10 protein-coding genes and 2 pseudogenes are annotated in these 14791 nt (G+C 70.0%); 5 read left to right on the top strand and 7 right to left on the bottom strand.

What is annotated here, in order from left to right; all coding sequences use genetic code 11:
- Window positions 1-1407 precede the first annotated feature (1407 nt).
- From QF027_RS01895 to QF027_RS01910, 4 genes are all read right to left on the bottom strand, one after another.
- Window positions 1408-3705 (bottom strand): FtsX-like permease family protein, encoded by a 2298-nt coding sequence (locus QF027_RS01895; protein WP_307072218.1) that lies wholly within the window; start codon window positions 3703-3705, stop codon window positions 1408-1410.
- The gene (locus tag QF027_RS01900; protein ID WP_306987071.1) at window positions 3702-4400 is read right to left on the bottom strand and encodes an ABC transporter ATP-binding protein; all 699 of its coding nucleotides are present in this window, start codon (window positions 4398-4400) and stop codon (window positions 3702-3704) included. The genes QF027_RS01895 and QF027_RS01900 overlap by 4 nt, the downstream gene beginning before the upstream one ends.
- On the bottom strand, window positions 4397-4921 hold the full coding sequence (locus tag QF027_RS01905) for a PadR family transcriptional regulator (RefSeq protein WP_307072219.1): 525 nt from the start codon (window positions 4919-4921) through the stop codon (window positions 4397-4399). Before QF027_RS01905 ends, QF027_RS01900 begins: the two co-directional genes overlap by 4 nt.
- Before the next feature lie 343 nt (window positions 4922-5264).
- On the bottom strand, window positions 5265-5417 hold the full coding sequence (locus tag QF027_RS01910; RefSeq protein WP_306987073.1) for a hypothetical protein: 153 nt from the start codon (window positions 5415-5417) through the stop codon (window positions 5265-5267).
- Between the two features lie 52 nt (window positions 5418-5469).
- On the opposite strand from QF027_RS01910, the pseudogene QF027_RS01915 reads away from it, so the two are divergent.
- The 5 genes and pseudogenes from QF027_RS01915 to QF027_RS01935 all read left to right on the top strand — a co-directional run.
- Window positions 5470-5651: pseudogene (locus QF027_RS01915) on the top strand (IS5/IS1182 family transposase); the annotation flags it as partial.
- Window positions 5652-5727: 76 nt separating this feature from the next.
- Window positions 5728-6087, top strand: coding sequence for a hypothetical protein (locus QF027_RS01920; RefSeq protein WP_306987074.1), 360 nt, complete (start codon window positions 5728-5730; stop codon window positions 6085-6087).
- Between the two features lie 328 nt (window positions 6088-6415).
- A pseudogene (locus tag QF027_RS01925) lies at window positions 6416-7203 on the top strand (class I SAM-dependent methyltransferase).
- A 51-nt stretch (window positions 7204-7254) separates the two neighbouring features.
- On the top strand, window positions 7255-7575 hold the full coding sequence (locus QF027_RS01930) for a hypothetical protein (RefSeq protein ID WP_307072220.1): 321 nt from the start codon (window positions 7255-7257) through the stop codon (window positions 7573-7575).
- Window positions 7575-8249: a Type 1 glutamine amidotransferase-like domain-containing protein gene (locus QF027_RS01935; protein WP_306987140.1), complete on the top strand. Its 675-nt coding sequence runs from the start codon at window positions 7575-7577 to the stop codon at window positions 8247-8249. Before QF027_RS01930 ends, QF027_RS01935 begins: the two co-directional genes overlap by 1 nt.
- An 89-nt stretch (window positions 8250-8338) precedes the next feature.
- Here QF027_RS01935 and QF027_RS01940 read toward each other — a convergent pair whose 3' ends face one another.
- The 3 genes from QF027_RS01940 to QF027_RS01950 all read right to left on the bottom strand — a co-directional run bounded on the left by QF027_RS01940 (window position 8339) and on the right by QF027_RS01950 (window position 14660).
- Window positions 8339-8569, bottom strand: a complete 231-nt coding sequence (locus tag QF027_RS01940) for a hypothetical protein (RefSeq protein ID WP_307072221.1) — start codon at window positions 8567-8569, stop codon at window positions 8339-8341.
- Window positions 8570-8935: 366 nt separating this feature from the next.
- The gene (locus QF027_RS01945) at window positions 8936-11710 is read right to left on the bottom strand and encodes a helix-turn-helix transcriptional regulator (protein ID WP_307072222.1); all 2775 of its coding nucleotides are present in this window, start codon (window positions 11708-11710) and stop codon (window positions 8936-8938) included.
- A gap of 205 nt (window positions 11711-11915) precedes the next feature.
- A complete protein-coding gene (locus tag QF027_RS01950) occupies window positions 11916-14660 on the bottom strand; it encodes an ATP-binding protein (RefSeq protein ID WP_306987082.1) in 2745 nt (914 codons plus the stop codon).
- Window positions 14661-14791 lie beyond the last annotated feature (131 nt).

The raw sequence follows: 14791 nt of genomic DNA on the forward strand, positions 1-14791 counted from the left end.
CGCACACGCACGGTGTTCTGCATCACACCCCACCGCACCGCCGGAGCCCGTTCCCGCGCACGCAGCCATCGGACGCTGCCCGCGCTGTTCGGATAGCGGAAGACGTGGTCTGTGAACGTCACGATCTGCGTAAGGGGGGACGGTCCAGGGGGCGTCTGCTGCCGCAGGTACAGGTGGCGACCCATGCCGCCGAGGAGACCGACGTCCAACCACTACGCCCACCAGCCCCGTCCGACCTGCTGGGCGCGGTGGCCGTCCAGCATGATGCACCGCTTGGCTGGTCTGTCGGCGGCGCTGTTCGCCACCGGCGGGCCGGCGCCGGCCGCCGTTCCCTCCTCCGACGGGCCCGGCGCCCGGATCGTCGCGCTCCCTCCGGCGCCCGGGACAGTAGGGCCGGCAGTGTCGGTGTCGGCCAAGGCTGCGTGCGGCGCTTCGCCGACGACGTCTCCGGCAGTCCGGACCGAGCACGGGCCTCCGGGGTCCACATACGTCTGTGACGCGGGCACTCTGTGCACCAACGTCTGGGATCCGACGACGAGCGACCGGAAGACCCTCTTCTTCTACAGCTGCAACCGTTACCACCTCTCCGACTGACCTTCGAGCGCGATGTGCTGATCTCCTCCTCACACGCGGGCACGCGCGCTCGTCCGGATGAAACCGCGCAGCCCGGACGGTTCATCCGGGCTGCGCCGCGTTCACCGCGCGCTGTCGTGGAGGCGTACGCCGCACCGGAGGGCAGCGGTCAACTCCCATGGGAACGCAGCAGCGTCCCCTCCAAACCGTGCCGGTGAGGAGTCAGCGGCGTCGCACGGGTCCCCCTGGGCTGACCTCGATGCCAGGACTCTGTCGTCAGATGCGGCGCTCATCGTCGTCCGGCTCGGCCGGCAGGGTGGGCCGGGGGCCCTCGTCGGGCACAACGGCGCGCCGCCGTTGACGGTCCGTGGACCAGGCTCTCGCCGGCCCCGCCGACCGTACCCGGCCATGGAGTCCGGTCTCGAACAAGGCAGAGCTGAGAGCGAAGATGTGCGTACGGACGCTCTCTCGTCACGCGCTCCCACCCGCGGATTACCCGGTCACCTGACGCCGCTGGTTACTGACGTTGTTGGCGTGATGTCGTCAAGGCGAGGCCGGTTTCAGCGAGACATCCATCGATGATGTGGCTCCGGTATGGGATCTCACGGGGGCACCTTCACATGGTCGTGCGCGGCCGTGGTCGCCCACGTCGACAGGCAGTCTGTCCCCGAGATGCACCGACGGCACCACGTGTCGCGGATGCTGTCGGTGCACGCGATGTGGCCGGGTCGACGTCGCAGGACGCACAGCGATGAGCTTGCGATCCAGGCCACCCTGAACGGCGAACGGTTCGGACGGGCTGGGGTAGGCCGGTCCGAGCCGTCGCTGTTCCTGCTATTCGTTGCGTGCCGTTTCGGGTCCCGTGATCCGCCTGAGCAGCGGCATCGTGGATGCGATGACCCCCAGTGAGGCGACGAGCCCGGTGAACACGATGGCGTAGTACTGGATTCCCGGTGCCCGGATCGAGTAGCTGAACTGTGCCTGTACGAACAGCTGGGCAGCCAGGAAGCCCATGCCGATCGCCACCACGGCGACCACCAGGAGCGGGACCGCGCTCTCCAGAAGCACCACCCGCCGCAGCACCCCGAGCTGTGTGCCCGTCAGTCGCAGCAGGCTGAAGGGGCGCTTGCGGTCGCGCAGCCCCCCGGCCACGCTCACCGCCAGGCTGCATCCGGCGATGGGGAAGCTGACCAGGATGACCACGTTGGCCAGTTGCTGGTATCCGGCGAGCTGTGCGCCACTTTCGGCATGGACCTCGCGGACGGTCCAAGGGACGTCGCGGTCGGGATACGTGTTCGCGAGGATGGTGCGCGCCCGTTCGATCGCCGACGTCGACCCGTTGGTGGCCACGACGATCTCCTGCACCGGGAGGCGTGCGAGGCGCTGGGCGGAGATGTCGACGGCGGGCCATGCCGCGGGCCAGTGCTGCCAGTAGTAGGTGCCGAAGCTGCCGTAGTTCTGGGTGACCGACGCCGCTTGGGCTCCTGCGGCGCATGATCCGTGGGCGGGCATCCTCGCGAGCTCCGTGCACGAGGCCAGGCCGGCGATCGGCGGGCTCCCGGTACCTCGGGGGCCGTGATAGGCAGGGTCCGTGGTGCCGAGCGGGTTCGTGTGGATCATCAGAACGCCTGTGACACCCGGTACGGAGTTCAGGTCGCCGAGCGCAGCCTTGGAGAGCGGGGCCACGCCGCCGATCTGACGCCCGGTAGCGGAGTCGAAGCCCTGTACGTAGTTGGCGTCCAAGGCGCCGGCGACCGCCCGGTCAGCCTGCGGGATGCTGCGCTCGGCGTTCAGCGAGCCGATGATCCCGACGGCCGCGCTGGTGACGCACAGGGCGAGGACCAGCCCGCTGACCGCGCGGAAGCCGGCCTTCGGGTCGTCCGCGAGCCGCCGGCCCGCGACGAGCAGCGCGGCGCGGCTGGTCTGCCGGGCCAGCAGGCGTGCCCCGGCCATGGTCAGCCAGGGGCCGGCGATGACGAGTCCGGTCAGGACCAGCAGGATTCCCGGGACGAAGACCCAGATCTGCCCGTTGGTGCTCCTGGGCACCCGGCCGATGGTGTACGAGAGTTCGGCGATGCCGACGGCCAGGGGGATCAGCCGGTAGGCCCGCGGCGGGCGTGGCGTGATGCGCCGGGTGACCCCGAGCGGGGAGACCTGCACGCGGCGCAGGGCGATCCGGGCGGCGATGGCGGCCCCCACGGGGACGGCGACGGCGACGAGCAGGATGTCGCCGGTCCGCAGCGTGAGGTCGTCGGCGAAGTACGGCGTACTCGTGAGGTCGACCAAGGCCAGCTGCGTACGGAACACGTAGAAGAGGCCGAAGCCGACGACCGTGCCGATGACCGCGGCGACCGTCGATTCGACGGCCGAAATCATGGAGACCTGCCGGGGCGTGGCACCCACCAGGCGCATGGCGGCGAAGCGCTGTTCACGGCGGGCGGCTGCCAGCCGGGTGGCCGTGCCGATGAGGATGAGCACGGGGAAGATCAAGGCAGTGCCCGCCACTGAGAGGATGAGCTTGATGCCGTTGTCGTCGATGCCCGCCCTCACCGTGCAGTTCGTGCCGTTGCAGCTGCTGGGGGCGACGGTGGTGATCGAGGTGACCCGGGTGGCGTCGTGCTGCTTCGCGAGCTGGCCCGGACGGTGGCCAACGACGACGACCAGGGAGTCGGGACCTGGGAGCGCCGCGTCGCCGACCGTGCCGATCTGGCGGCCGGGGTAGCGGTCGGCGAGTTCGGCGGCCGGGGTGGAGTGCAGAAGCCTGCTGAGGGCCGGTGACGCGTAGAACTCGCCCGGCCCGGGAAGGCGTGAAAGGCCAGGTGGGACCGGGGAGTTCGGGCCGGTGGCCGCGACATCGACGCGGCCGATGGTTTTGCCGTCGAAGTGGTCCGCCCTGAGCAGCCACCACAGCGGATCGGTGTCCGCCTGCGCCGCCGACTGACTCGAGGTGCTCGTGCCAGAGCCGGTGTTGAGCCAGGCGTTGCGGCTGTTCTGGGTGGCGGTGGCGTTGATGGCCGCCAGGATGCTCAGCAGCAGTCCGACCCCGAGGGCGACGGCGGCCACGATGACGGCCAGGCGGGCGGCGGCCTCCCTGCCACCGCTCACGGTGAGGCGCAGGCCGAGGCGGATCACGAGGTGAGCCGTTCGACGAACAGCGGCGTCACCTTGCCGTCGCGGACGATGACTTCGCGGTTCGCGTAGGCGGCCACCCGCGGCTCGTGGGTGACGAGGACGACGGTGGTGCCCTCCTCCCGTACGGAGGCCACCAGCAGGTCCATCACGTGCTCGCCGGTGAGCGAGTCGAGCGAGCCGGTCGGCTCGTCGGCGAACAGCACCTCGGGCCGGGAGACCAGGGCGCGGGCCAGGGCGACACGCTGCGCCTGGCCGCCGGAGAGTTCGCCGGACCGGCGCCCCTCGAGGCCCTCCAGGCCGAGCCGCCCGAACCACGATCGGGCCTCGGCCAGCGCGCTCGCCCTGCGGGACTTGGCGAGCAGGAGCGGCAGGGCGACGTTCTCCTCGGCGGTCAGCTCGGGGACGAGCTGACCGAACTGGAAGACGAAGCCGAACCGGTCCCGGCGCAGCGTGCTGCGTTCGGGCTCGCCCTGGGTGTCGATGCGGCGGCCGTCGAACCAGATCTCGCCGGAGTCGGGTACGAGGATCCCGGCCAGGCAGTGCAACAGCGTGGACTTGCCGGAGCCACTCGGGCCGGTGACTGCAAGGATCTCGCCCGCACGGGCGCAGAGGTTCGCACCCTGCAGCGCGGGCGTCTGCCCGAACGACAGGACAGCATCCCGCGCTTCCACGAGGAAGCCATCGTCCGGACTCATGAGCGCACCTCCGCTGTCAGAGCGGCGAGCCGTGCCACGGTCTGATCCATCCACCGCAGATCGGCCTCCAGGTGGAATACACCGTGATCGGCCAGCAGTGAGTCGATCGTGCTGCCGGTGCGGCGCAGTTCGGTCAGCTCCCGCATCCGCTCCATGTGGGCGGCTCGCTGGATGTCGAGGTACACGCGGGGGTCGCGATCCAGCAGCACCGCCAGTACGACCTTGGTGAACAGCACCGTCTGCAGGTGCGGTTCGCCCGCGACCGGCTCGGTCAGCCAGCTCTCGACCTGCGTGACCCCCAGCTCGGTGATCACGTAGCGCTTCCGGTCCGGCCCCGACCCGGGTCCGGTCTCGCCGACCTCGACCTTCCCGTCACGGGCGAGGCGCCCCAGGGTCGAGTAGACCTGCCCGGCGGGCAGCGGTTTGCCCCGGCCGAAATAGGTGTCGTAGTCGCGCTTGAGGTCGTAGCCGTGGCTCGACTCCCGTTCAAGGAGTCCGAGGAGTGCCAGAGGGACAGTCATACCTCAGTATCTACACTCAGTATCTAGTCGACGTCAACGGACGGCTCGACCCGGTACCAGGCTGGGCGGGTCGGCGCGATCACCTTTAGGCACAGCTCGCACCGAGCGTTTTCACCTTGCGGTTGCAGGTCACAGGGGCGGGCGAGCAGGGCCGTCAGGAGCGACGTGGCGTGCCGTGCGGGCAGGCGGAGCTCTATTCGGATCCGCCTCAACGCACGGCGCCCATAGCGGGCTGCCGAACGCGCCTCGGCGTCTCCTGTGGTCCTGCGCAACCCGTCAACGGAGGGCGGAACGGGGGCCGGGACCTTGGGCCAGTGGCGCTGTCAGCGGCACAGCTTGGCCGTCAGCTGCAGGCCGCACCCTTGATCAGCAGCCCGCACCAGAACGTGTCGCGCCGGTGACGACGCCGGAAGGCGTCCAGCTCAACTGACTCCAGCGGCAGCACCGCCGTACACAGCGGCAGGCGCAGGAGGGCTCCAGCCTCTCGCCGGTCCATTCCTGGCACCCGCCGCCTTCCTGGTCCCCTGAACGCAGTGGATCAAGGAACCGATCGCGCCTACCAAGGCGCCGGCGCCACCGTCCGCACTCCCTACTACGGCCACCGCACACTCCAGTACAACCGCGACCACGCCCGTCTCCGCGCTCCAGGCGAACGCGCCTTCGCCCGCCTGAAGTCCGCCGCATCGGCAGAATGGTCGCAGCAGTCCACACCTTCCTCACCTGCGAATAGGCAGGATGAAAGAAGCTCACTCAGGCAGGCCGTTCTCGTAGAGTGGCTCGCCGGTACCAACCAGGGGGAATCCAACGTGACCGAAGCTACTCAGGACACCGCTGCGGCGGGCGCTGCTCGCAACACGCCTGCTCGGATCAGCATCTGGGCCGCCTCTCTGGGCGTCGGTCTGATCGTGGGCATCTTCATGACGCCGATGTTGTGGCTGCTGTACGGCGGTTGGTACACGTTTCTGGTGTTCGTGTTTGGTGTTGTCGCGGTCCCCGCCGGACACCTCGGCCGCCGTCGGGGCAAGCACCTGGGCGGCCGCGACCGCGGCGTCGCGTTGCTCGGTATCGTGACCGGTTGGGTCCTGATCTTCTGCAGTCTGCTGCTGGTCCTGGCCTACGCAGGACTACTCGCGGGGCTGGCGTACCTCGCCGACTTCACTTCATGAGCAGGAGCCAGGGCTGATGCCTTCTCAGTGGGCGACTCGCGGATGGCCAGGCCCCGCAAGGTCTGGACGTTGCTCCTGCGGCAGGTCGCGGACCAGCTCTACGGTGATCTCGATCTCGGTGCCGCTCATGCGACGTCACAGTTGTGAGGCGGCAAGTGGAGCGGCTCTCGCTCTCCGGACCATCTCGATTCCTCTGGCATCACTGATGCGACCCCAGTACTCCTCCTGAGGCCGACATGACGTAACGGTGGCCGTTGGATCTTCAAGGCTGTGAGCACGATCGGGAGCGGCCAGGAACCGAACTGATGCAGCACACGTCTCCCGCACCATGATCTCCAACGAGCGCCAAGAGCAGGCGAGTTCCACCGTGCTCACCGTGCCGTCAGCGGAGACTGTGGATCCGCCGAAGGTCAACGACTACAACAGCTTCGCCGAGGCGTACGCGGCCGAAATCGAAACCAACCTCATCAACGCCTCCTACGAGCGGCCCGCGATGCTGGCCCTCGCCGGAGATGTGGCCGGCCGGCGGATCCTCGACGCCGGCTGCGGCTCCGGTCCCCTGTTCGCGGCGCTGCGCGACCGTGGCGGCTTGGTGAGCGGCTTCGACGCGAGTGCCGGGATGCTGGAGCTGGCCCGGCGGCGGCTCGGCGACGGTGCGGACCTGCAGGTGGCCGAACTGGGCAGCCCGCTTCCCTACTCTGATGACACGTTCGACATGTAGTCGCCTCCCTGGTGCTGCACTACCTGGAGGGCTGGGGGCCGGCACTGGCCGAGTTGCGACGGGTACTCAAGCCCGGCGGTCGGCTGATCGCGTCCGTCGACCATCCCTTTGCCATCGACCTCATGCACCGCCGGGCCGACCGCGAGGCGGAGTACCAGTACTTCGACACCACCAACTGGACCGAAGAGTGGACCATGGGCGGCCATACCGCCCTGATGAGGATCTGGCACAGGCCGCTGCACGCGATGATCGAGGCGTTCACCGGTGCCGGTTTCCGGATCACGGTCATCAGCGAGCCGGAGCCGGATCCAGCCGCCCGCGAGTTGTTCCCCGAAGCCATCGCGGCCGAGCCGCGCTTCCTTTGCTTCCTGTTCTTCGTCCTACAGGCCGACTAGCGCCCGACCGGGACCGTTCACCGGGGAAGACTGCCAAGTAGTCTCCTGATCATGACCGTTGGCGAGGTTCTCGTCTCGGTGCGCAAGTTCGACGGCCGCCCGCATCGGCACCGTCCGATGGCCCGTCCTCGCGAGGACGAGCAAGGCGTGCGGCTGGGTGCGCAGGTCGGTACGGTCTACAGCAAAGGCGATGTGGGCCCTGTCTGCACAACTGAGGAGCCGCGGATCATGCTCTTTCCCCGCGATGCCTGGTGGACCGCGCAGGTCACCATGGTCGACCTGGACTTGATCCGCTGCGTCGTGGCCCGAAACCCGTGGTCGACTTCAGCGCCTGACCCGGAATCTGTTCATATTTCCTCGGGAGGGACATGATGAAGCTTCTCCTCACGGACTCCGGTATCAAGAACGGGAGCATCCAGGCTGCGCTGGTATCCCTCCTGGGTAAGCCCATCGCCGAGTGCAGCGCCCTGTGCATCCCCACTGCGGGGTACGGGGCCCCGGACGCCGACCCGGGCGGCCCGTGGCGATTCATCAGCGGACGATCCCCCCACCCCATGACCGATCTGGGGTGGAAGTCGGTGGGCGTGCTGGAACTTACCGCGCTGCCCAGCCTCGAGAAGGCGCACTGGGTCTCTTGGGTCCGGGAAGCCGACGTCCTGCTGGTCAATGGCGGTGACGCGCTGTACCTGTGCCACTGGATGCGGGAGTCCGGGCTGGCTGATCTGCTGCCGTCGCTGCCCGACACGGTCTATGTGGGACTCAGCGCCGGGAGCATGGTGATGACCCCCCGCGTCGGGCAGGACTTTGTGGGCTGGAGGCCGCCCACCGGCGACGACAGCACGCTGGGACTGGTTGATTTCTCGATCTTCCCGCACCTGGATCACCCGGCTTGCCCGGAGAACACCATGGCCGCGGCAGAACGATGGGCGGCTCAGATCGGGCGGCCCGCGTACGCCATAGACGAGCAGACCGCCATCAAGGTAGCCGACGGCGCCGTCGAAGTGGTCTCCGAGGGCCACTGGAAGTTGCTCAACCCGACCTCATGAAGCCCCCCGGCGCGTTGCACGGCAGCCGAGCGGAGGGTGGCGCATCAGCAAGACGACGGGGTCCTCCCATGGTGGCTTGTTCGGTCTGCTCACTCCGGGTCAACGGTGACCGTCGTTCCCGTGGTCACGGGCGTCTCGCCAGCCCCAGACGGCGTCTCGACGACGTCATCGTTCTCGGTGCTGCCGCCGCTCACTGCGCCTGTCTTCTCGGTGGGGTCGTTCGTGACGTCCCTCTCCTTCTGCCGCCTCTTCAGGGCGAGTTCGCTGGCCATCTTCTCGGAGTACAGCCTCATCTCAGCCTCTGTCCGGTGCTCGAACATTGTTGCCTCCATGTCAGTTCGTGGGGTGCGACACGCACAGGTGGGTCCGCTGGGCCAGTGCGTCCTCGTGCTGCGCCCATAGGTCCGAACGGAACGCGCGAACGGCGGCTGTCACACATTCCTCGGCTCACACAGCCGTTTGAAGAGATGACCAGGCACCCCAAGCTTCTGTGACATTTCGCAGTGTCCCTGCGGCTGCGCACTCCTGAGCATCGTCAAGGACTACATCAAGAGCCAGAAGCGCCCGGCCTGACCGCCACCCCCGAAGACGCAGAGGACTCCGGCGCCTCGCGCCTCAAGGCCAAGGATCACGTTCCCGCCCGGCCCGTGCAGGTCTCGGATTTCGGGGGTGGCTCCAGTCGCGGATCAGGCCGGTGTCGCCTCGTCTTCGAACTGGATGGCACGGATCTCCCGGCGGGAAGAGATGCTGAGCTTCGAGAACACCTTGCGCAGGTGCCACTCGACTGTGTGCCGGCTGATGAACAACTGGGCGCCGATCTCGGGGTTCGTGAGCCCTTGCCCGGCGAGTCGGGCGATCTGCGCCTCCTGCGAGGTGAGAGCCGTGGGCGTCGCGACCGCGTGGGTGCGGACCTTCGCCCCCGTCGCCTGCAACTCGCCTCGCGCGCGTTCGGCGAACGCCTCCGCCCCGAACCGGCTGAACATCTCGTGTGCGACGTCCAGTTGGGCCCGGGCGTCACCGCGGCGGTTCTCGCGGCGCAACCACTCCCCGTACAGCAGATGCGCACGGGCGAGTTCCATGCGGACCCGGGTCCGGGCGAGCCGCTCGATCGCCTCACGGTAGAGCCGCTCCGCGGAGTCGCCCTCGCTGAGCAGCGCCCGTGAGCGCGCTTCCACGCCCAGCGCCCAGTCGGTGCCGCAGGCTCGCGTCACCTCCGAGAGCTGCTCCAGCGCGTCGGTGGCCGACTCGGGTGAGCCGCTCCGCACGGCCGCCTCGATCAGCTCGACCAGACCCCATCGCGGCGAGGAGAACTCCCGCTGCCCGGCCGCTGCCTCCCGGGCCGCGGCCAGCGCCTGCGCGTACTGGCCGAGCCCGTTGCAGAGCACCGCCTCGTACCAGCGTGTGACGGTGACCATGGCCCCCTGGCCCCGCGGCACCGCCTCGGCCAGGGCCGCGTCGATCAACGTACGGGCCTCTCCCTCGCGACCACGCCAGACGGCCAGGCCGAGGGGGCCCACACGTCCCGGGTTGCTGTTGCCGGTTGCCGCGCACACCGCCTCGATCTCCTCGATCAACGACTCGGCCGCCGCCAGTTCCCCGGCGATGAGGTGCACGAAGGCGCGGGAGTCGAGTGCGTCGGGGAGAGCGCTGAGCGCTCCGGCCTCGCGGGTGACCGTCACATGACGGGTCGCAGCCGCGTGCCAGCGCTCGTCGTCCCACAGCTCCGAGGCGATGACGGACGCGAGCCAGAGCCGGCGCAGCTGCTCCTGTACGGGGAGCCGCTCGTCGCAGAGTGCTTCGAGTGCGTGCTCCATCATCGACACCGAGGCTGGGTAACCGTCGGCGACTCGCACGGCGAGGGCGTCCAGCACCAGGTCGGACACCTGTGGCTGCCGGGCCGGCGGAGCCTCACGGGCGGCCTCGGCCACCTCCAGCAGTCCTGGGCCGCGCGCCAGGCGGCCGGCGAATATCGCCGCCGCCATGGCGTCCAGGTAGGTCTCACGAGCGAGTGCGACATCGTCGAGCCGGCCGAACCGGCGAGCGGCGGCGAGCAGCAGCTGCGGGGCCTCGCCGCCGCGGTTCTGGGCGAACGCGATCCCGGCGCGCAGCACCTCGATCCGCGCTCGGCCCAGTTCGTCGAGGGGTCCGGCCGCCGCCGTGGCGAGGAGGGTGACGGCCGGCTCGAACGCCCCGGCGTGGAGTTTCGCCTGTGCTGCGTCCAACGCGCGCTGTGCGCGTCGCGCGGGATCCTGTGTCAGCGCGGTCGCACGCTGGAGGAAGGCGGCGGCCGCGGCGATGCCGCCGCGTGCGTGGGCCCGGCCCGCGGAGCGCTCCAGCGCGGCGGCCACTGTCTCGTCCGGCCCCCAGGCGGCGTCGGCGAGGTGCCAGGCCCGGCGGTCGGGGTCGAGCCGGGCATCGGTGACGTCGGCCAGCGCCCTGTGCACCTCTCGACGTTCGCTCGGGCCCGCCGCTCGATAGGCCGCCGAGCGCACCAGCGGGTGCCGGAACCGCACCCGGGTGCCGAGTGTGATCAGGTCCGCCGCGCCTTCGTGCGACACGGCGATGTCGGCGTCGATGCCGAGGCGGCCGGCCGCACGCCTCAGCAGTGTCACGTCGCCCAGCGGTTCCGCGGCGGCGATGAACAGCAGGCGTCGGGTCTCGGGCGGAAGCGCCTGAACGCGGCGGAGGAACCCCTGCTCGATCTGGCTCGACAACGGCCATGCGTCCGGACGCCCGAGCCCTGCGGCCATCTCCGCCGCGGTCAACCCGCGCGGCAGCTCGAGCAGGGCCAGCGGGTTGCCGCGCGACTCGGCGAGGATGCGGTCGCGCACCCGTTCATCCAGCGGACCGGTGACGACCGAGTGGAGCAGTGTCCGGGAGTCACGCTCGGTCAGCCCCGTGAGGGACAGCTCGGGAAGGCTGCCGAACGTATGGCCGGCACTGGGTTCACGGACGGCGAAGGCGAGCACAACCGATTCTGCGAGCAGTCGGCGGGCCACGAACTCCAAGGTCATCGCGGACGCCTTGTCCAGCCATTGCGCGTCGTCGACGATGCAGACCAGTGGCTGGTCACCGCCGGCGTCCGCGATGAGACTCAGTGTGGCCAGACCCACAAGGAACCGGTCGGGCGCGGCGCCGGCGCGCAGACCGAAAGCCGTGGCGAGCGCATCACGCTGAGGCTCGGGCAGCTGGTCGAGTCCGGTGAGCAGAGGAGCGCAGAGCTGGTGCAGGCCGGCGTAGGAGAGTTCCATCTCGGACTGGACGCCGGCCGCTCTGATGGTGCGACATCCGGTGGCACGACCGAGGAGATGTCTCAGCAGCTCGGTCTTGCCGATCCCGGGCTCACCGCGCAGGACAAGGACACCGCTGCGCCCGGCTCTGGCACCTGCCACGAGATCGTCGAGGGCCTTGCATTCGCTCTCCCTGCCGAGAAGCCCGGCCCGTGCACCGCGCCTCGCCATGGCAGCTCCCTTGTCAGGAATGTTCACTGAGTATGGTAATCCGTCTGCTGATCGCCGTGCTCGTGATCGACCATGACGAGTCGGCTCGCCTGCGGGCCCGCAGAACGGCTGAGCAGGCTCACCCGCCCTGTGACGGTGCCGGTCAGGGGACGCGCTTCTGCCCGCCGTGCAGCCAAGAGTCGAACAAGCGGGTGACTACGTGTTGTCAATCGACGTCGGCGCCTGACGAGTCGCTCGCCGGGGGCCCGTCCTGGAGTGCGGCGAGCGCGGCAGCGAGCTTGCCCCGGCTGGTGATGCCGAGGCGGGGATAGATGCGGTACAGGTGGGCTCCGACGGTGCGGTGCGAGATGAACAGGCGCTGGCCGATCTCCCGGTTGCTCAGTCCGCGCGACGCGAGCACGGCGATCTGCATCTCCTGGGCCGACAGCCGGTCGCTGGTGTTCGCGTGCCGTCGGCCGCTCGACTCGCCGGCGGCACGCAACTGCTCGCGAGCCATCTCGGCCCAGGGCAGCGCGCCGACCCGGTCGAACTCGTCGCGGGCGCTGCGCAGCGGATTCCGGGCTTCGACGTTGTGCCGTTGCCGACGCAGCCGACGGCCGTGGTGCAGGTGCAGCCGGGCCCGGGCCAGGGCCCAGCCGGCGGGCAACGCGGCCAGCGCCGCGGTGTAGTGCTCCTCCGCCGTGTCGTCCGGCGCCAGCACCGCCTCGGTGTAGACGTGGGCCACCACCATCATTTCCGAGGGCAGTCGGGCGGCCAGCTCGGGGAGTCCATCCAGTAGTTCCCGGGCCCGCTGCACGGTACCCGCGGCCACTGCGGCGTCCGCCAGGTCCGGTGCGAGCAGCCAGCGGCTGACCGAGTGGTAATGGGGGTCCGTCGGATCGAACGCGCGCGCGAGTGCGTCGTACGCCTCGGCCGCGCGGCCGTCGAAGAGCGCGAGCAGGCCCTCTACCTGCTGCGCCATGACGGCGGCGAACGGCATGCCCGGGAACAACCGGTGGGCGCGCAGTTCGCCGAGCGTCCGCTCCGCGGCCTCGGTCTCTCCGCGCAGCGCCGCCACCAGACTCTCTGTCGCCTTCACCCCCAGCCAGACGATCCACTCCTCGGTCTCCTCGGCCAGTGCGAGTCCCTCGCCGGACTCCTCGCGGGCCCGATCGAGCTGACCGAGGTACACCCGCGGCCAACTGCCCGCAAGTGACCGGGCGAGCAGCCCGAGCCTGCCCTGCGACCGCCACGCCGCGGCCGCCAGTGACAGGTACCGGGCGGCGAGGGTGGCGTCGCCCAGGACCATCGCGCCGCTGCCGAGGAAATGCATGATCCGGCCGTCCAGGCGGTCCGGCCGGAGGCTGCCGAGCCGTGCGATCACCTCGGCGCCGTACCGGAACGGTTCGGTGTACGCCCGTACCGTCAGCACGACGGGAGCATCCGGATCGGGGTTCCATCGGTCCAGCTCGGCCGCGGCCAGCGTGCGCACCCGTGCGTCGCCGTCCTGGAAGAAGCACCGGGCGGCCGCCCGCCACAGCAGGTTCTCGGCGACCTGCACGCCGCCCGCGTCGAACGCGCCGGCCGCTGTGGTCACCATGTCCTCGATCCGGCGGTGCGGCTCGTCGGGTTCGAACGCCGCCTTGTCGGAGACGACCATGAGGCGGGCCCGCTCCAGCGGGCCGAGTTCGCTCATGTCGGCCCGGTCCAGCAACAGCTGGGTGTGCACCCGGTCATTGATCTCGCTGGCCGACTCGACCGCCCGGACGAGGATCTCGGTCCTGCGGCGCGGGTCCTGGACGAGCTCGGCCGCCTGGCGCAGGGCCGGCACGGCGGAGGCCACCTTGCCCCGGGCCAGCGCGGTGTCGGCGAAACGTTCCAGCCTGGCGGCGAGTTCCTCGTCCGGGCCGAGCGTCGCGGCCGCCAGGTGGAGGAGCCGGCGCTCGGGGGTGTCGGCCATGGCCACGGCGATGGCGCGGTGGGTGGCCAGCCGGTCGGCGACCGTGGCACGGGTGTAGATCGCCGAGCGCATCAGCGGATGCCGGAACTCGAGGCTACGGCCGACCAGACCGACCAGGCCCGCGTCGACCGCCTCCTGCACCGCGTCCACGGAAACTTTGGTGCCCGTCAGACGACTCGACACGTCCAGCAACCGGTTCAGTGGTGCGCTGGGCTCGGTGGCCAGGGCCAACAGGAGCGCTCGGCACCCCGGGCTCGCCGAGTCCGTACGCGCGGCGAACGCGTCCTCCAGCCGCTGGGTCAGCGGCAGATCGTCCAGCTGCGATGCGATGTCCTGCACCGTCTTGGGCAGCTCGACCAGGGCCAGCGGGTTGCCCGCGGCGCGCTCCAGGATGAGGGCCCGCAGCGGCGCCGACAGGTCCGGTGCACCCGCGTCGAGCAGTTCGGCGGCGGCGGACCGGCCGAGCGGTTGCAGGTGAAGGTCCGGCTGCGCGCTCGGGGCGTAGGAGTCGGGAGAGTGAACCCGGGACGCCGCCACGACCAGTACGGGAAGATCGCGGGTGCGCCGGACGACGAATCTGAGGACGTCCCGGCTCGGCGAATCGATCCACTGCAGGTCGTCGACGAGCAGCAGGAGCGGTTGCCGGTCGGCCTCGTCGGTGAGCAGTTCGAGCACGGCGAGCGCGACCCGGAAGATATGGGGCTCGATCTGGGTGGCGCTGAAGGCGTCGACCAGCGCGCTGCGGTGCGGAGACGGCAGCTTCCCGATGCCGTCGGCGACCGGTTGCAGCAGCAGTTGCAGAGCCGCGAACGGCAGCCACAGCTCGGTCTCCACACCGGCTGCGCTCAGCACCTTGAAACCGCCCTCGGTGCCCTCGGCACCGACCGAGCGCAGCAGAGCCGACTTACCGAGACCGGCGGTGCCGTGGATCAACAGCGCACTGCCGCGTCCGTCCGCCGCGTCCGCCAGCAGCCCGCGCAGGATGCGCAGCTCCGCGTCCCGGCCGATCATCGCGCGGGGGCTCGGTTCGGCCCCTGGAGGGCCCCGGCTGCTGTGCTGAACATGTGCGGCTTCCTCAGTGCAGGGAGTCACGTTGCACCACATCCTAACCGTGGCCCCCTACACCCTCGGCGCGATCGCAC

Origin of the sequence: Streptomyces canus, from assembly GCF_030816965.1 — a bacterium.
Classification (GTDB): domain Bacteria; phylum Actinomycetota; class Actinomycetes; order Streptomycetales; family Streptomycetaceae; genus Streptomyces; species Streptomyces canus_E.